The organism is Variovorax sp. Soil_C_33 (genome assembly GCF_057656935.1).
In genome coordinates, this window is record NZ_JBDGJK010000002.1 from 413,868 (window position 1) to 429,819 (window position 15,952).

The following is a 15,952-nucleotide window of genomic DNA, read 5'->3' on the forward strand; positions in this document are numbered from 1 at the left end:
TCAGGCGATCATGACCTCGAGGTCGGCCGCGAGCTCGGCCGGCGCCGGCATCTCCTGCAGCATCTCGCGCGAGGCGCCCGCGGCCTGCGCGACCTCCGCGGGCCAGCCTTCGAGGGCCTCGATGGCCGCAGCGCCTTCGCGATCCAGCGCCACCCGCCAGACGGCCAGGTGCACGATGCCGGCGAGCGGATCGAAGGGCTGCACGCCCATGGGCCGCGCGAAGCCGGCGAGGGCCGTGATGAACTCGTCGGAGAAATTCCAGCGCGAGGCCAGCTTGGCGCTGACGTCTCCGAAGTGGTAGCCGAAGGCTTGCTCCTCGGCCTGAAGCCGGTTCATGGCATCGATCGGACATGCAGCGTCGAGCGACGCCATCCGTGCGGGCATGACGATGGACATGATCAGGTGGCCGATCGCGTGCATGCTGCCCACCGTGAAAGCGAGGTTCGGGTCGACCGCGCGGGTCGTGCCGGCCAGGTGGCGCGCGACGGAAGCGACGCGCAGGCTGTGGCGCCAGAACGTAGGCAGGTCGACGTTGGGGATCCGCTTGAAAGCGCCTGCGAGGTTCGAGCTGACCACCAGCGTCCGGATCGAGGACAGGCCGAGCATGCGGATGGCTTCCTCGATCGTCGAGATCTTCTTGCGCACGCCGTAGTACGGCGAGTTGGCCAGGCGCAGCATCTTCGCCGTGAGCACCTGGTCCACATCGATCTTGCGAGCCACCTGCGACAGCGTGGCGTTGTCGTTCTGCAGAACCTCGATCAGGTCGCGCACGACTTTCGGTACCGTGGGCAGCGAGTGGTTCTGGGCAAACAGCTCGTCAAGGGTTGTCGCGTGCATGCTCGGCGGCACCTGGATGATTTTGTGGGGCCTCTATTTTCCGATGATTTCAGGCCCCGGCCCGCCCGCGCACGCGTAACAACGCACACTTCGGCGCGCTGCGCCGGCGCTCAGAAGAAGAGCAGGTAGAACAGCCCGCCGAAGATCAGCCACTTGACGGCGTAGTAGCTGGGCTTGTTCCAGGCCTTCAGGCGCTTGCCCAGCACGCGGATCTTGTAGACCTGTGCGAAGGCCTTGTTCAGGCCGCCGATCGGTTCGCCGTCGACGTTCTGCGTGGCCGCGGCCTTGATCATGCGCCAGCCGATCTCGCGGTTGATCCACCGCGCGACGGGGTTGTTGAGCGGCCGCTCGATGTCGCAGAACAGGATCAGCCGCGTCTCGTCGGTGAGGTTCTCGGCGTAGTGGATGTAGGTCTCGTCGAACATCACGGCCTCGCCGTCCTTCCAGTGGTAGGACTGGCCGTCGACGAAGATGCGGCAGTTCGGCGCGTCCTGCGGCACCTTGAGGCCCAGGTGGTAGCGCAGCGAACCCGCGAAGGGGTCGCGGTGCCGCACCAGCGTGCTGCCCGGCGGCAGGATGGCGAACATCGCCGCGCGCACCGAGGGAATGCCGGCCAGGAGCTCGGTGGTCTTCGGGCAGAGGCCCTTGGCGGACGGCAGGAAGTCGCCGTACCAGTTGAGGTAGAAGCGCTTCCAGCCGGTCCGGAAGAAGGAGTTGAAGCCGATGTCGGTGTAGCCCGCCGCGGCACGGATATGGCCTTCGTCGAACAGGCTCAGGCCCTCGTCGCGGATGGTCTGCCAGTTGTCCTTGAGCACGTCGAGCTCGGGGAATTGCTGGAGGTCGATGTAGGGCTTCGATGGTACCGAAGAGAACCAGTACATCAGCACGTTGAGGGGCGCGAAGAAGGTCGAGTGGTCGCTCAGCTGGCGGCCGATGCGGTGCCGCACCTGGCCGCGGAAGTGAACGTAGAGGCCCGCGCCCAGGAAGGTCAGGGGAATCAGAAGTTTGTAGGAAAGGAAACTGGGCATGGGAGGGGACGCGAGAAGAAGCGTCGAGAGTCGGCGGCCAGGGGCCGGGCGCGAGCATACCTGCTGCGGCCGGTTTTCGCACGCCAGCCGCCGCCTCTCGCCGCAAGCGCGATCAGGCGAAGTGGTCGAAGGCGCTGAAGCGCTGCGCGATCGGCGCGCCCAGCGCATCGACGATGCGCAGGCCCGGCGCAGCCTCGATGTGGCCGATGCGCGCGACCGGGGTCGCGCTTTGGCGGGCGGCTTCGAGCACCGCGGCGCTCGCGTCCGACGGCGCGCTGAAGAGGAGTTCGTAGTCGTCGCCGCCGGCCAGCGCACAGGCGCGCCGCAGTTCCGGACTGAGCACCGCGGCATGCGCGGGATCGGCGCAGACGGCGATCAACGCGGCCGCGGCATCGGCGTCGAGCGTCGCGCCCACGCCGCTGGCCGCCAGGATGTGGCCGAGGTCGCCGACCAACCCGTCGCTGAGGTCGACCGCCGCCGTCGCGATGCCGCGCAGCGCCTGCCCCAGCGCCACGCGCGGCGTCGGCTGCTCCATGCGCATGCGTGCCAGCTCGAAGAGCCCGGCCGGCAGCGCGAGCGCGCCGCGGAAGACCTCGAGCGCGAGCCGCGCATCGCCGAGCGTGCCGCTGGTCCAGAGCTCGTCGCCGGGCCGGGCGCCCGAGCGCAGCAGCGCGGCGCCGGCCGGCACTTCGCCGAAGACGGTGATGCAGAGGTTGAGCGGGCCGCGCGTGGTGTCGCCGCCGACCAGTTCGCAATCATGGGCGTCCGCCAGCGTGTACAGGCCGCGCGAGAAGGCTTCGAGCCAGGCCTCGTCGACCGCCGGCAGCGAGAGCGCCAGCGTGAAGGCCAGCGGCTTCGCGCCGCAGGCCGCGAGATCGCTCAGGTTGACCGCCAGTGCCTTGTGGCCGAGCCGCGCCGGGTCGACGGTGGAGAGGAAGTGGCGGCCTTCCACCAGCATGTCGGAAGACACCGCGAGCTGCATGCCCGCGGCCGGCGCGAGCAGCGCGCAGTCGTCGCCTACGCCGAGCGGGGAGCGCTTCGCGGGGCGCTTGAAGTAGCGCGCGATGAGGTCGAATTCGCCGAGGCCGCTCACATTCGCCCTCACGCGGGGGCGCCGCGGAAACGCAGGGCCGCTTGTCGCACGACCTCGGCCAGCAGGCGCTCCTTGCCCTGCCGCTCGCGCAGCCAGCGCGCGTCGTTGCGGTTGGCCTCGACGCTGGTGCGCAGCTCGCCCAAGGCCTGCGTGGCATCGAGCGCCTCGCTGTGCCACTCGAGCTGCGTCATGGTCATGAGGATGTGGTCGCGCAGCGGCATGTGCTCGCCGCTCGCGGGGTCGACGTAGAGCGCATCGAGCCCGAAGCGGCAGGCCTGGAAGCGGTTGTAGGTGTAGACCAGGTAGTCGTCCTCGGTCGGCGTGAAGGGCTGCTCCTGCAGAAACCAGGCGGCCAGCGACTGCACGTAGCCGGCCAGCGCCGCGGCGCGCTCGACCGTGAGGGGCGTGTCGAACACGCGGATCTCGATGGTGCCGAACTCGGGCTTGGGCCGGATGTCCCAGTAGAAGTCCTTCATGCTGCGCACGACGCCGGTGCGGGTCATGCGCTCGAAGTAGTTGCCGAACTCGCGCCAGCTGAGGGTGAAGGGCGCGCGGCCGGACAAAGGAAAGGCGAACACCGAGTTGAGCCGCGCCGAGTCGAATTGCGTGTCCTGCCCCTGCACGAAGGGCGAGGAGGCCGACAGCGCGATGAAGTGCGGGATGTAGCGCGACATGCGGTGCAGCATGAGCAGCGCGCCGTCTGCATCGGGGCAGCCGATGTGCACGTGCTGGCCGAAGATGGTGAACTGCTTCGACAGGTAGCCGTAGAGCTCCGACAGCTCGCGAAAGCGCGGCTTGTCGTAGATGCGCCGCTCGTGCCACTGCTGGAAGGCGTGGGTGCCGCCGCCGACCACCGCGATGTTGAGCTTGTCGGCATTCTTGACCAGCGCATCGCGGATCGGCGTGAGCTGGGCGATCACGTCCTTCGCCGAATGGCAGATGTCGGTCGAGATCTCGATCATGCTCGAGGTCATCTCGGGCACCACGCTGCCGGGCAGCGGGGTCTGGGCCATCAGGCGCAGCATGTCCTCGGCATAGGGCGCGAGGTCGTAGTCGTGGGTGTTGACCAGTTGCAGCTCGAGCTCGACGCCGAGCGAAAGCGCGACCGACTTGTTGAAGGGCTCGAGCGGCACCACGCGGCTCGATGGCGTTGCGGGCAAGGCGGAGCTGCCGTCGGCGCGGAGGTCGGTGGTGGCGGTCACGTCGCTCATCGTTGCGTGTCCTCCGTCGTGCTGAACGCCTCGGGCGTCCAGGGGTGGGAACTCTCGCCGGCGCCGTGGATGGCGATGGTGGCGAGCACGGCACCCAGCACTTCCATCAACAGGATCGCCGGCAATGCGATCTGCGTAATCATCGCACCCAGGAGCGGCGACGCCGAGACGAAGGCGGAAGTGATCAGGAGCGCGATCGAGGACAGCGGCGACATCGCGCAGCCGACCCACAGAGCCTGCTTCCAGCTCGCGCCGCTGCCCGGATTGGCGATCGCGACGCCGGCGATCTTGGCGAAGGTGCGCACGCCGATCACCGCCAGCACCACGCTGGCGACCGGCAGGCTCCAGTCGGCCTGCGCGGCCACGATCGACACCAGCACGAACATCAGCATGGTGAGCAGCGAGGCGGCGGTGCCCAGCTGGCGCGGCCAGGCCCAGGGCTTGGGATGCAGCGCCTTCAGCAGCACGCCGCCGATCAGCGCCGCCAGCGGCGCCGAGCCGCCGAAATGCGCCGCCAGCGCGGCGCCGGCGGCAATTATCGCGAGCAGCAGGATGGAGGTGTTCTCGCTGGCCGGGCTCATCACGCGCAGCGCCGAGCGCAGCGACAGCGCCATCAGCGCGCCCACCACGAACGAGAGGCCCAGCACCACCGCCACCGGGTAGAGCTTCTGCAGCAGGCCCAGCGGCGCGTGCTCGATCAGTCCGGCCTGCGCGTAGCCGAGGGCGAGCGCGTAGAAGGTGTTGAGGGTGGCCAGCGTCATGGCGCGCTCGGTCACCGGGCCCGAGGCGCGGGTGTCCATCACCACCCGGCTCAGCACGGCCGGCGAGGCGACGATCGCCATCAACGCGATCGGATTGGCCACCGGGTCGGGCACGTCGAGCCAGTGCAGCACCCAGAACACGCAGAAGTAGGTCAGCGTCGCTTCCAGCAGGCTCTGCACCAGCACCATCGGGTTGTGGCGGAACCAGCGCAGGGGCAGGCGGCCGCCGGCCTCGAACAGCACGATCGCCACGCCGAGCTCGAGCAGGAACAGGCTGATGCCCTGCAGCGGCCAGATCGCGCCCTCGAAGCCGGCGAAGCCGACCACGGTGCCGACCACCGAGTAGCCGACCACCTTGGGCATGCCCATGTAGCGCTGCACCAAGTGGCCCGCTGCGGCCGCGGCCGCCAGCAGCAGCGACCACAGGACCGTGGGCAGGCCGGCAGAGGGGCGCACCCATTCGGCCCAGAAACCCAGCAAGTCGTTGGAAAGGAAAGACGTCATCAGGCAGGCAAATTCAAGCGGCGGGGCGCCGGTCGCGCCGCCGCCAGGCAACCAGAGCGCACAGGGCGTTCATGGTTCCAGGGAAGGACCGGGTGTCAGTGCAGCACGCGCGAGACGGGCACGCCGCCCGCGTCGGCTTCCAGCACGAACATGGGAATCGGGACGTCGAAGCGTTCGCCGCGCTCGGTCACGAAGAAATAGCTCCCGTGCATGGTACCGCTCGGCCCCTGCAGCCGGCATCCGCTCGTGTAGCGGAAGGACTGCCCCGGCGCCAGCAGCGGCTGCTGGCCGATCACGCCGAGGCCCTTGACCTCCTGCGTGTGTCCGGACGCGTCGTTGATGAGCCAGTGGCGAGAGATCAGCTGCGCGGCCTCCTTGCCCGTGTTGGTGACGGTCACCGTGTAGGCAAAAGTGTAGACCCGGTCTTCTGGCGAAGACTGGTCTGGCAGGTAGCGGGGCTCCACCTGAACGGTCATCGGGTTGCTGGACATCGCCGCGATGGTAACAACGTCACGGAGGCTGCCGACAGCCCTGCGACAATCGCAGCCATGAGCAGCCCGTTCCGCATCGCCCCCTCCATTCTCTCGGCCGACTTCGCGCGCCTCGGCGCCGAGGTAAGCGACGTGATCGCCGCCGGGGCCGACTGGATCCATTTCGACGTGATGGACAACCATTACGTGCCGAACCTCACTTTCGGCCCCATGGTGTGCCAGGCGCTGCGGCCGCACGCGAAGACCGCCGACGGCACGCCGCTGCCGATCGACGTGCACCTGATGATCGAGCCGGTCGATGCGCTGGCCGCCGCGTTCGCGCAGGCCGGGGCCGACTACATCAGCTTCCATCCCGACGCTTCGCCTCACACGCACCGCAGCATCCAGGCCATCAAGGCGGCCGGCTGCAAGGCCGGGCTGGTGTTCAACCCGGGCGCGGGGCTGGAGCCGCTGGACTGGGCGATCGAGGAGATCGACCTGATCCTGATCATGAGCGTGAACCCCGGCTTCGGCGGCCAGAGCTTCATCGATTCGGCGCTGCGCAAGATCGAACTGGCGCGCAAGCGCATCGAAGAGACCGGGCGCGACATCCGGCTCGAAGTCGACGGCGGCATCAAGGTCGACAACATCGCCCGGGTCGCGAGCGCGGGCGCCGACACCTTCGTGGCCGGCAGCGCGATCTTCAATGCCAAGGACTACGCGAGCGTGATCTCGGCCATGCGCGCTCAACTCCAGACCCCGCTCACGGCTTGAGCTTGTCGTTGTAGACGCGGTCCGTCACCGGACCGCGGTCAGTGTCGACCACGCCGCGCTCCACGTCCTCCAGCGCCTGGCGGCCGACGCGCGGTGCGCCGCTGCCGTCCTGGTTCTGCTGGCTGTCCGAGGACTGGTCGCGCTCGTGCGGCAGGCGCGGCGCCGATTCGCCGCCCTGTTCGACCTTGGTCTTGCCGCCGCCGGCATCCTTCGCCGGATCGGTCTTGGCGGGAGATTTGGGCTTGCGGGCCATGGTGTGTTCCTTTGTCATCGGGCCTTTGTCCCATGGCGCAGCACAGAGCCCGGTAGGACCGCCATGCGCCGCGTTGTAGGATGGCCGACGAGATGAGCGAGCAACCCACCGATACCCTTCGCATTCATGGTTACGCCGCCTTGCAGCCGGGCCCGCGGCTCATGGTGCTGGGCGGCGTCCATGGCGACGAAACCTGCGGTACGGCCGGCATCGAACGCACGGTGGCCGAACTCGACGCCGGTTCGCTGCAATTGCTGCGCGGACAACTCACGATGGTGCCGGTCGCCAATCCGCTCGCGCGCCGCCTGGGGCGGCGCGAGGGCGAGCGCAATCTCAACCGCCTGTTCCGTCCGAGCCCGCCGGGCCTCGACCCGGCAGACTACGAAGGCCGCATCACCGACCTGCTGTGCCCGCTGCTCGACCGGCACGAGGTGCTGCTCGATCTGCATTCCTTCCAGAGCGCGGGCGAAGCCTTCGCGATGATCGGCCCGCGCGACAACACGGGCACGCTCGAACCCTTCGCGCGCGCTTTCGAAGAGGGCCAGCTCGCGCTGCACCTGGGAACCCCGCGCGTGGTCGAGGGCTGGCTCGACATCTATGCCGTGGGGCTCGCGCAGCGCGCCGGCGGGCAGCCGGCCGACGATGCGGCGCTGGCCTTCGGCTGGGGCACCAACGAGTACATGCGCAGCCGCGGCGGCTACGGCGTCACGCTCGAATGCGGGCAGCATGCGGACCCGGCCGCGCCCGAGGTGGCCTACCGGGCGATTCTTGCGGCGCTGCGCCTGCTGGGCATGATCGCGCCCGATCCGCGGGCGCTGCCGCCGGCGGCGCCCTCGCTGCTGCGGCTGGTCAGCGTGACCGATCGGCTGGACGATGAAGACCAGTTCGTGCGCGAATGGGCCACCTTCGATCCGGTGGCGAAGGGCGAGCCCATCGGCGTGCGCGCCGACGGCAGCGTGCTGCAGGCCGATCGCGACGGTTTCATCGTGTTCCCGAATTCGGCCGCGCTGCCCGGCACCGAGTGGTTCTATTTCGCGGTCGAGAGCGAGCGCGACCTGAGCCGGCCCCCGCCCCGCGCCTGAGGCGCGCAGGCGCCCCTCCCAATTTCCTCCGTTTTTGCCGGCCAGCATCGGGTGCCTGTCACCCATTCGGAGGTTATTCCCCATGGCACTTGCGTCCGCCGTCGGCGTTGCCCGTGGCCTGAGCTGTCTGTTCGTTGCGTTGCAGCGCGTCGTCGCCAGGCGCGAGGCGCGCGCCACAAGTCCTGCCCCCGTGCGCCACGAGCCCCTCAAGCGGCACTGCATCGATCTGCGGCAGCTGCTCGAAGAGATGCCCCGCGCAAGCAGCACGGCGCTGCGCGCCGCCGGCATCGACATCGATCAACGCGTGCCGAATGCCGCGCTCTGGGTCTGGGGCGATGCCGAACAGTTGCGGCGCATGCTCGCGCACATCGTGCGCATGGTCTGCGATGCCATGCCGCGCGGCGGCGTGCTGCGGATACTGGCGCGCGCCGAGGGGGCGCAGGCCGCGGTGACTTTCATGGATTCGAGCCTCGCGTCGGAGCAGCCCCGGCTGGCGCCGATGTTCGATCGCCTCTCTGCCGCGCGGCTGAAGAAGGATCCGGCCGACAGCGAGATTCGCGAGAGCGCCGCGCTGTCGCGGAGCGCAGCCGGGGCGCGGTGATCGCACAGGTGATGCCGCAGCCCTTCGGCGGCACGAATGCCGCGGCGCGCGAACTGGCCATCCTGGCCCGCAGCAACGGCATCGAAGAGCTCACCTACAACCCCATGGAAGGCTTCCTGTCCGCCAAGGTACTGATCGCAGGGCTGCGGCGCGCCGGCAAGAGGCCGACCCCGGCCACGCTCGCCCGGGCGCTGGAAGGCATGCACGAAGTCGATCTGGGTGGCTAAGTGGCGCGCTTCTCCGATCGCAATCACAACGCATCGCGAGTTACGTCGACCTGTCGGTGGTCGGCCGAACCGGTCGCTTGCTGAAATGGCCGCGGCAAAGCGAATCATCCGCGCAGTGCGGGGAAACCCTGATCGGCCTGCAGTTTGTATATCGATATAGTAAACCGGTACAGTAAATCGATACACCGATTCTGACGTTCCTTCGATACAAGACTGGAGACAAAGCATGGTTTCGATCCCCCGCCGCCGATTCGTGCATGCGGGCGCTGCCGCATCGCTGGCCGCCCTTGCAGGATTTCCTGCCCTCGTCCGTGCGCAATCGACCATTGCGCTGCGCTTTTCCTCCTCGATGCTGGCGGACGACAACGCCGCGCACTTCGTCTGGTGCCAGCGCCTGCAGGCCAACCTGAAAGCGGCCGTCGGCGACGCCATCCGCATCGACTACTTCCCCAACAATCAGCTGGGCAAGGAAAGCGACGTGGTGCAGCAGGTCAAGGTCGGCTCGGTCGACATGATGGTGACCGGCTCCTCCATCTTCGCCACCCTCTCGCCCGAAATCGGCATGCTCGACTTGGGCTACCTGTTCGACAGCTACGCCCATGCCAGCAAGGCGCTCGAAGGCCCGGCCGGCGCCACCCTCAACGAGCTGCTGCAGAAGCGCTCGGGCTGCAGCATCCTGACCTGGGCCTCGCACTTCGGCGCGCGCAGCGTCTACACCAAGGCACCGGTCACCTCGCTGGCGCAGGTCAAGGGCGTCAAGCTGCGCGTGCTGCCCACCCCGGCCTTCATCGAGACTTTCAAGCTGATGGGCGCGATCCCCACGCCCATTCCCTTCGGCGAGCTCTACATGGCGGCGCAGACCGGCGTGGTCGACGGCTTCGAGCACGACGCGGCCACCGTGCTGGCCAGCAAGCTCAACGAGGTGGTCAAGTCCTGCTGGCTCACCGAGCACCTGTTCAGCCCGATGGTGGTGGTGATCGGCAAGCGCGGCATGGACAAGATTCCCGCCAGCCTGCGCCCGGCTTTCCTGAAGGCGGTCAACGATGCGACCACGCAGCAGCGCGCCATCGCGAGCGACAAGGGCAAGGCCGCGATCGACGAGCTGCAGCGCAAGGGCATGACGTTCTTCCCGATGGCCGCGGCCGAGCGCGCCGCCGTGCGCAAGGAGATGGAAGGCAGGCTCTGGGTCGACTTCGCCAGGCAGTATCCGGCGACGGCGCCGCTCTTCGCCGCGGTCAACGCGGCGCGGGTCTGAGGCCATGTCCGCGATCGCCGCGCCCGCGCTGGGCTTTCGCCACGACACCGTCTCCGGCGGCTGGCTCCGCGCACTGAACCGCTGGACCGAGATCCTGTCGGCCGTCGTGCTGGCGGCCGACGTGGTCGTGGTCTTCCTCTCGGTGGTGTTCCGCTACTTCCTGCACGATCCGGTGGACTGGGCCGAGGAGATCGCGCGCGCACTGATGATCGTGCTGGTCTTCTTCGGCGCCGCCACCGTGCTCGCGCGCAGCCAGCACGTGGGCATCGACCTGTTTCGCCACCTGCTGCCCGCGCACTGGCAGCCGGCGCTGATGCAGGTGAGCCACTGGATCATCGCGGGCGTGGCCGCGAGCCTTTTCGTCTCGTCGACGCTGCTGCTGGTCGACACCTACGGGCAGACGACCTCGATCGGCCTGCCGCAATGGCTCTACGTCTACCCGGTGGTGATCGGCAGCCTGTTCATGACGCTGTTCGGCCTGGCCAATGCGCTCAACGGCCCGCGCCGCGTCGTGCTCGGCACGCTGGCCGCCTGCGTGGCTCTTGCCGTGCTGGTTTTCGGCTGGAACGCGCTGGTGCCGCAGCACGCCATCCCGAGCGGCCTGCTGCTGGCGGCCGGCTTCATCGGCGGGCTGCTGCTGGGCGTGCCGATCGGCTTCGTGCTGGCCTTCTCGGCGCTGCTCTACTTCCTCTCCGATCCCTCGCTGCCGATGCTGATCTATTCGCAGCAGGTGATGGCCGGCACCGACCACTTCGTGCTCCTGGCCATTCCCTTCTTCGTGCTGGCCGGCCTGCTGATGGAGTCCAACGGCATGTCCTCGCGGCTGATCGAGCTGCTGCTGCGCATCTTCGGCCGCGTGCGCGGCGGGCTGGGGCTGATCACCATCACCGCGACCGCCTTCTTCTCGGGCGTCTCCGGCTCCAAGCTGGCCGACATCGCCGCGGTGGGCGGCATCGTGATGCCGGCGGTGCGCCGCACCAAGCAGGACCCGAATGAAGCAGCGGGGCTGCTCGCCTGCACGGCCGTGATGGCCGAGACCATCCCGCCCTGCATCAACATGATCATCATGGGCTTCGTCGCCAACATCTCCATCGCCGGCCTGTTCATGGCCGGCCTGGTGCCCGCGGCGGTGATGGCGCTGGCGCTGGGCGCGCTGGCGATCATCGTCGGGCGCAAGATCAATCCCGACGACGCCTTCGAAAAGCGCACGCCGCTCTTCAAGCTGCTCGGCGGCGCGCTGGTCGCGATCGTCATGGTGGGCATGATCGGCAAGGGCGTGACCTCGGGCGTCGCGACCTCGACCGAGGTCTCGGCCTTTGCCGTGGTCTATGCGCTGGTGGTCGGCAGCCTGGCCTTCCGCGAGCTCAGCGTGCGCGCCATGGCGCAGCTCTTCGTGCGCTCGGCCTCGATGGCGGGCAGCATCCTCTTCATCGTGGCGGCCGCGTCCAGCGTGTCCTTTGCGCTCACCATCGAGCAGATCCCGCAGCTGGTGTCGGCCACCATGATCTCCTTCGCGCAGCAGTACGGCAGCGTGATGTTCATCCTGCTGTCGGTGGCGATCATGATCGTCTTCGGCGCCGTGCTCGAAGGGGCGCCGGCGCTGATCATCTTCGGGCCGCTGCTGACGCCGATCGCGCAGCAGCTGGGCATCAATCCGCTGCACTTCGGCACGGTGATGGTGATCGCGATGGGCCTGGGTCTGTTCGCGCCGCCCATCGGCCTCGGCCTGTTCGCCACCTGCGCGATCACCGGCACAGAGGTGAAACACGTGGCCCGGCCCATGATGAAATACCTGGCTGTGCTCCTGGTGACGCTGGTCGTGCTGGTGCTCGTGCCGTCGTTCTCCTTGTGGCTCCCGAACCGGCTCGGGCTGTAGCCGAACAACCGAATCCATGACCACCATCCAGGACGTCGCCCGCCATGCCGCCGTGTCGGTGAGCACCGTGTCCAACGTGCTCAACGGCCGCACCGACCGCATGCGTTCGGAAACCCTGGCGCGCGTCGAAGCATCGATCCAGGCGCTCAAGTTCCGGCCCAGCAAGCTGGCCCAGCAGCTCAAGACCGGGCAGACGCCGCTCCTGGGCCTCCTGGTGCCGTCGATGGCGAACCCGATGTACGGCTACATCGCGCGCGAGATCGAGAGCATCGCGCAGGAGCGCTTCGGCTATCGCCTCCTGATCGGCAGCACCTACCGCGACCGCGAGAAGGAAAGCGCCTTCTTCGAGGACCTGCTGGCGCACGGCGTGCGGCGCGTGATCGTGATCTCCTCGCTGGCCGACGAGCGCCACTTCGAGTCGGCGGTGGAGCGCGGCATGGTGGTGGTGAGCTACGACCGCGGCGCGACGCCGGGCAAGCCTTCGAAGGTGGGCCACGTGATGCCCGACAACTTCGAGGCTGCGCGCCTGGCGACGCAGCACCTGATCGACAAGGGCCACCGGCGCCTGGCCTTCGCCACCGTGGCCGGCATGACCATGAGCCGCAGCGCCAAAATCGACGGCTTCTTCGCCGCCGCCGAGGCCGCGGGCCTGCGTGCGAGCGCGCAGGTGCTCGATGGCGGCGCGCTCAACGAATACGGCGACTCGGTGATCGCCGAGGTCGGCCGCGCGACCGCGCTGCAGATCGCGGGCCTGCCCGAGCATCCGACCGGCATCGTCGCCCTCAACGACCTGATGGCCCTCGGGCTGATGGCCGGCCTGCGCGAAGCCGGCCTGCGCGTGCCGGAGGAGGTCTCGCTGGTCGGCATCGACGGCCTGTTCCTTGCGACCCTGTCGAACCCGATGCTGAGCACGGTGCAGCTGCCGGTGCGCGAGATGGCGCGCGCCATGGTCGAGCGCGCGATGCAGCACCCGGGCGAGCCCGGCGAGGACGAGCGCGAGCAGGTCTTTACCGATGTTCAACTGATCGAACGTGAGTCCGTCGCGCCGCCGCCCGCGGCCGGCCGGCCCCGCAGCACAAGAAAAACCAAGCCCGAGAAGGCAGCCACATGACGACCGTTTTCGTGACGCATCCAGCCGACAAGCTGGCGCAGTACTTCGGCCCCAAGGCCACCCGGGCGCTGGAGGCGATCGTCGAGGTGCGCTTCAATCCCGAGCCGCGCGAGCTCTCGACGCCGGAGCTGGTGGCCGCGGCGCAGGGCTGCGACGCGCTGATCGCCTACCGGCAGACGCCGGGGCCCGAATCGCTGTTCCGCGACTTGCCGCGGCTGGCCGCCTTCGTGCGCTGCGCGGTCGACATCCGCACCGTCGACGTCGAGGCCGCGAGCCGGCACGGCGTGCTGGTGACGCAGGCCAGCCCGGGTTTCGTGCCGGCGGTGGCCGAGTGGATCGTCGCCGTGATGGTCGACCTCGCCCGCGGCATCGGCCGCTACACCCATGCCTATCACCGCGGCGAGCCGCCGGCGCCCTTCATGGGCCGGCAGTTGCGCGCGTCGACCTTGGGCATCATCGGCTTCGGCGCGATCGGCCGTTATCTCGGCGACCTGGCGCAGGCCTTCGGCATGCGCGTGCTGGTCAACGATCCGCAGCCAATCGAGCGGCAGCCGATGCGCGAGCAGGTCGCGCTGCCGGCGCTGCTGACGCAGTCCGACTTCGTCGTCTGCCTGGCGCCGGCCAACGCGCAGACCGAGAAGCTCATGAACGCCGAAGCCTTCGCGGCCATGAAGCCGGGCGCCTTTTTCGTCAATGCCGCGCGCGGCGAGCTGGTCGACGACGAGGCCCTGCTCGCCGCGCTGGAATCCGGCCACCTGGCCGGCGCCGCGCTCGACGTCGGCCGCGCGCCCGACCAGATGCCCGCGCCGGCGCTGGCGCGCCATCCGCGCGTCGTCGCCACGCCGCACATCGGCGGGCTCACGCTGCCGGCGGTGGAGCACCAGGCGCTCGAGACCGTCTCCCAGATCGCCGCGCTGATGCGCGGCGAGATGCCGCCCGGCGCCGTGAATGCGGCGCATGCCACGCGGCTTGCGCAATGGAGGCTTGCCGCATGACGATCGACTTTGCCGGCGCCTGCGATTGCCACGTCCACATCTACGAAGACGCGTGGCCGCTCGCGCCCACCGCGACCTTCAAGCCGCCGCATGCGCCGGCCTCGGCCTACCGCGAGGTGCAGCAGGCGCTCGGCCTCACGCGCACCATCGTGGTTCAGCCCACGGGCTACGGCTTCGACAACCGCTGCACGCTGTCGGCGCTCGCGCAGCTGGGCCCTGAGGCGCGCGGCATCGCGGTGGTGCCGCCCGAAGTGGCCGATGCCGAGCTCGAGCGCCTGCACCATGCCGGCATGCGCGGCGTGCGCTTCATGATGTTGTCGGGCGGCCTCCTGCCCTGGTCCAGCCTGGAGCACATGGCCGCGCGCATCGCGCCGCTCGCCTGGCACATCGACCTGCAGCTCGACGGCCGCGAGCTGCCGCGGCACATGGCGATGCTGGAGCGCCTGCCGGGCCGCTTCGTCATCGACCACATCGGCAAGTTCCTCGGTCCGGCGCCGCTCGACGGCGAGGCCGTGGGCGCTCTCTGCCGCCTGCTCGACAAGGGCAATTGCTGGATCAAGCTGGCCGCGCCCTACGAGACCTCCAAGAGCGGCCCGCCCGCGTATGCCGACGCGGTGCCGCTCGCGCGCCTGCTGGCCCGGCGCTATCCGCAGCGCTGCGTCTGGGCCACCAACTGGCCGCATCCCAACGTCAAGCCCGAGCCCTCCAACCCGGCCCTGCTCGACTGGGCGCTGGCGCTCTTCGACAGCGAGGCCGCGCGCCGCAAGCTGCTGGTGGACAACCCGGCCGAGCTCTACGGCTTCGCCGCGTAGAGGCGCAGCCCTTACGACGCGCGACGCCGCGTTCCTACATGCGGCGCCGGCAGGCCGCCCTACGGTGGCCGTCCGGAGGATCGTCGTCATGCCCGCATCCAAAGCCCCCGCGCCGCGCGTCCTGTGGAAGGGCGCCATCAGTTTCGGTCTGGTCCACATCCCGGTGGCGCTGTACTCGGCCACTGTCGACCACGGCATCGACTTCGACTGGCTCGACAAGCGCACCATGGACCCGGTGGGCTACAAGCGCATCAACAAGAAGACCGGCAAGGAGATCGCGCGCGAGCAGATCGTGAAGGGCATCGAGTACGAGGACGGCGAGTACGTGGTGTTGAGCGACAAGGAAATCGCCGACGCCTATCCCAAGACCACGCAGACCATCGAGATCGAGACCTTCGTGCCGGCCGACAGCATCCCCTTCGTCTATCTCGAGCGGCCTTACTACGTCGCGCCGATCAACCGCGGCGGCAAGGTCTACGCGCTGTTGCGCGAAACGCTGAAGCGCGCCGGCCGCATCGGCGTGGCGCGGGTCGTGATCCAGACCAAGCAGCATCTCGCGGCGCTGGTGCCGGTGGGGCCGGGGCTGGTGCTCAACCTGCTGCGCTGGGGTGCCGACATCCGCCCATGGAAAGAGCTGCCCTTGCCGTCGGAAAGCGTCAAGCAGGTGGGCCTGTCGGAGCGCGAACTCAAGATGGCCGGCGAACTGGTCAAGGACATGAGCTCGGACTGGGACCCCGATGAATTCAAGGACTCGTTCAAGGACGAGATCATGCGGCTGGTCGACCGGAAGATCGAAGCGGGCCAGACCGAGGAGGTGACCAAGCTCGAGCCGGTGGAAGAGCACGAAGGGCGCTCGAGCGCGAAGATCGTCGACCTCACCGAGCTGCTGCAGCGCAGCCTGCGCAAGGGCGGCAAGGCGGCGGCTGAAGACGACGAGGAAGAAGAGCCGGAAGAAAAGCCGGCCAGGACCGCCCGCAAGCCGGCTGCCAAGGCCGCGGCACGCAAGCGCGCGCCGGCCCGCAAATCCGCATCGCGCCGCAAGGCGGCCGCCTGAGGCAGCGC

The 15,952-nt window shown here is 68.9% G+C and carries 17 protein-coding genes; 10 read left to right on the forward strand and 7 right to left on the reverse strand.

From position 1 onward, the window contains the following. From AC3A6B_RS04895 to apaG, 6 genes are all read right to left on the reverse strand, one after another. Entirely contained in the window at positions 1–837 is an 837-nt protein-coding gene (locus tag AC3A6B_RS04895) for an HDOD domain-containing protein (RefSeq protein ID WP_487835633.1), read from the reverse strand. Between the two features lie 110 nt (positions 838–947). Beyond that, complete coding sequence (locus AC3A6B_RS04900) at positions 948–1,865, reverse strand: aspartyl/asparaginyl beta-hydroxylase domain-containing protein (RefSeq protein WP_487835634.1); 918 nt, start codon at positions 1,863–1,865, stop codon at positions 948–950. Positions 1,866–1,977: 112 nt separating this feature from the next. Beyond that, on the reverse strand, positions 1,978–2,970 hold the full coding sequence (thiL, locus tag AC3A6B_RS04905) for a thiamine-phosphate kinase (protein ID WP_487835635.1): 993 nt from the start codon (positions 2,968–2,970) through the stop codon (positions 1,978–1,980). Beyond that, positions 2,967–4,091 (reverse strand): YbdK family carboxylate-amine ligase, encoded by a 1,125-nt coding sequence (locus tag AC3A6B_RS04910; RefSeq protein ID WP_487835722.1) that lies wholly within the window; start codon positions 4,089–4,091, stop codon positions 2,967–2,969. Before AC3A6B_RS04910 ends, thiL begins: the two co-directional genes overlap by 4 nt. A gap of 74 nt (positions 4,092–4,165) precedes the next feature. After that, positions 4,166–5,434, reverse strand: coding sequence for a cation:proton antiporter (locus AC3A6B_RS04915; RefSeq protein ID WP_487835636.1), 1,269 nt, complete (start codon positions 5,432–5,434; stop codon positions 4,166–4,168). 95 nt (positions 5,435–5,529) lie between these two features. Then, positions 5,530–5,925, reverse strand: a complete 396-nt coding sequence (apaG, locus tag AC3A6B_RS04920; protein ID WP_487835637.1) for a Co2+/Mg2+ efflux protein ApaG — start codon at positions 5,923–5,925, stop codon at positions 5,530–5,532. Positions 5,926–5,982: 57 nt separating this feature from the next. On the opposite strand from apaG, the gene rpe reads away from it, so the two are divergent. After that, positions 5,983–6,678, forward strand: coding sequence for a ribulose-phosphate 3-epimerase (gene rpe, locus AC3A6B_RS04925; protein WP_487835638.1), 696 nt, complete (start codon positions 5,983–5,985; stop codon positions 6,676–6,678). Here rpe and AC3A6B_RS04930 read toward each other — a convergent pair. Next, positions 6,668–6,931: a hypothetical protein gene (locus AC3A6B_RS04930; RefSeq protein ID WP_487835639.1), complete on the reverse strand. Its 264-nt coding sequence runs from the start codon at positions 6,929–6,931 to the stop codon at positions 6,668–6,670. The two genes, rpe and AC3A6B_RS04930, sit on opposite strands and share 11 nt — an antisense overlap. 92 nt (positions 6,932–7,023) lie before the next feature. On the opposite strand from AC3A6B_RS04930, the gene AC3A6B_RS04935 reads away from it, so the two are divergent. The 9 genes from AC3A6B_RS04935 (at position 7,024) to ku (ending at position 15,944) form a co-directional block, all read left to right on the forward strand. Beyond that, positions 7,024–8,013: a M14 family metallopeptidase gene (locus AC3A6B_RS04935; protein ID WP_487835640.1), complete on the forward strand. Its 990-nt coding sequence runs from the start codon at positions 7,024–7,026 to the stop codon at positions 8,011–8,013. 82 nt (positions 8,014–8,095) lie between these two features. Beyond that, a complete protein-coding gene (locus AC3A6B_RS04940; protein WP_487835641.1) occupies positions 8,096–8,614 on the forward strand; it encodes a sensor histidine kinase in 519 nt (172 codons plus the stop codon). Continuing rightward, positions 8,611–8,841 carry a hypothetical protein gene (locus tag AC3A6B_RS04945; protein WP_487835642.1) on the forward strand — a complete coding sequence of 77 codons (231 nt, stop codon included), beginning with the start codon at positions 8,611–8,613 and terminating at the stop codon, positions 8,839–8,841. Before AC3A6B_RS04940 ends, AC3A6B_RS04945 begins: the two co-directional genes overlap by 4 nt. A gap of 226 nt (positions 8,842–9,067) precedes the next feature. Beyond that, entirely contained in the window at positions 9,068–10,096 is a 1,029-nt protein-coding gene (locus AC3A6B_RS04950) for a TRAP transporter substrate-binding protein (protein ID WP_487835643.1), read from the forward strand. A gap of 4 nt (positions 10,097–10,100) precedes the next feature. Next, a complete protein-coding gene (locus AC3A6B_RS04955) occupies positions 10,101–11,972 on the forward strand; it encodes a TRAP transporter large permease (protein ID WP_487835644.1) in 1,872 nt (623 codons plus the stop codon). Between the two features lie 16 nt (positions 11,973–11,988). Continuing rightward, the gene (locus AC3A6B_RS04960) at positions 11,989–13,083 is read left to right on the forward strand and encodes a LacI family DNA-binding transcriptional regulator (protein WP_487835645.1); all 1,095 of its coding nucleotides are present in this window, start codon (positions 11,989–11,991) and stop codon (positions 13,081–13,083) included. Further along, positions 13,080–14,078: a hydroxyacid dehydrogenase gene (locus AC3A6B_RS04965; protein ID WP_487835646.1), complete on the forward strand. Its 999-nt coding sequence runs from the start codon at positions 13,080–13,082 to the stop codon at positions 14,076–14,078. The genes AC3A6B_RS04960 and AC3A6B_RS04965 overlap by 4 nt, the downstream gene beginning before the upstream one ends. Next, complete coding sequence (locus AC3A6B_RS04970) at positions 14,075–14,890, forward strand: amidohydrolase family protein (RefSeq protein WP_487835647.1); 816 nt, start codon at positions 14,075–14,077, stop codon at positions 14,888–14,890. The genes AC3A6B_RS04965 and AC3A6B_RS04970 overlap by 4 nt, the downstream gene beginning before the upstream one ends. A gap of 88 nt (positions 14,891–14,978) precedes the next feature. Further along, entirely contained in the window at positions 14,979–15,944 is a 966-nt protein-coding gene (ku, locus tag AC3A6B_RS04975) for a non-homologous end joining protein Ku (protein WP_487835648.1), read from the forward strand. The last annotated feature ends 8 nt before the right edge of the window (positions 15,945–15,952 follow it).

Bases quoted from the DNA above. Each gene is read 5' to 3' on its own strand.
- AC3A6B_RS04895 (WP_487835633.1), bottom strand. From the start codon at position 837: ATGCACGCGACAACCCTTGACGAGCTGTTTGCCCAGAACCACTCGCTG.
- AC3A6B_RS04900 (WP_487835634.1), bottom strand. From the start codon at position 1,865: ATGCCCAGTTTCCTTTCCTACAAACTTCTGATTCCCCTGACCTTCCTG.
- AC3A6B_RS04915 (WP_487835636.1), bottom strand. From the start codon at position 5,434: ATGACGTCTTTCCTTTCCAACGACTTGCTGGGTTTCTGGGCCGAATGG.
- apaG (WP_487835637.1), bottom strand. From the start codon at position 5,925: ATGTCCAGCAACCCGATGACCGTTCAGGTGGAGCCCCGCTACCTGCCA.
- rpe (WP_487835638.1), top strand. From the start codon at position 5,983: ATGAGCAGCCCGTTCCGCATCGCCCCCTCCATTCTCTCGGCCGACTTC.
- AC3A6B_RS04930 (WP_487835639.1), bottom strand. From the start codon at position 6,931: ATGGCCCGCAAGCCCAAATCTCCCGCCAAGACCGATCCGGCGAAGGAT.
- AC3A6B_RS04935 (WP_487835640.1), top strand. From the start codon at position 7,024: ATGAGCGAGCAACCCACCGATACCCTTCGCATTCATGGTTACGCCGCC.
- AC3A6B_RS04940 (WP_487835641.1), top strand. From the start codon at position 8,096: ATGGCACTTGCGTCCGCCGTCGGCGTTGCCCGTGGCCTGAGCTGTCTG.
- AC3A6B_RS04950 (WP_487835643.1), top strand. From the start codon at position 9,068: ATGGTTTCGATCCCCCGCCGCCGATTCGTGCATGCGGGCGCTGCCGCA.
- AC3A6B_RS04955 (WP_487835644.1), top strand. From the start codon at position 10,101: ATGTCCGCGATCGCCGCGCCCGCGCTGGGCTTTCGCCACGACACCGTC.
- AC3A6B_RS04960 (WP_487835645.1), top strand. From the start codon at position 11,989: ATGACCACCATCCAGGACGTCGCCCGCCATGCCGCCGTGTCGGTGAGC.
- AC3A6B_RS04965 (WP_487835646.1), top strand. From the start codon at position 13,080: ATGACGACCGTTTTCGTGACGCATCCAGCCGACAAGCTGGCGCAGTAC.
- AC3A6B_RS04970 (WP_487835647.1), top strand. From the start codon at position 14,075: ATGACGATCGACTTTGCCGGCGCCTGCGATTGCCACGTCCACATCTAC.
- ku (WP_487835648.1), top strand. From the start codon at position 14,979: ATGCCCGCATCCAAAGCCCCCGCGCCGCGCGTCCTGTGGAAGGGCGCC.